1 pseudogene is annotated in these 271 nt (G+C 73.4%); it reads right to left on the bottom strand.

Going from position 1 to position 271, the window contains the following annotated elements:
* Positions 1–233: pseudogene (locus tag SB658_RS24060) on the bottom strand (hypothetical protein); the annotation flags it as partial.
* Positions 234–271: the final 38 nt, after the last annotated feature.

Below are 271 nucleotides of genomic sequence, written 5' to 3'. Positions count from 1 at the left end.
ACCGCGCCGGGGCCGACCTCGTCGGAAGGGATCAGGCGATCGCAGGCGGCGACCACGAAGGCCCATTCGGCGGGGGTGAAGTAGGTCGGCGCGTAGTCGGCCCTGGCGGTTTCGGCACCGGCCTGCGGGGACTTCGGGTCCGAGCAGCCGGGGGCCGCGGCGGCCAGCGGCAGCAGGCCCAGGCCCTTGAACAACGAGCGGCGGGTCAGCGAGGGGCTTTCATCTGAAGGCATTGGCGGGCTTCCCGGGAGCAGGGGCTGGCCACTGGCGC

Source organism: Bacillus sp. SIMBA_008, assembly GCF_046535495.1.
Lineage (GTDB): Bacteria > Bacillota > Bacilli > Bacillales > Bacillaceae > Bacillus > Bacillus subtilis.
This window is presented reverse-complemented; position numbering and strand designations above follow the sequence as displayed.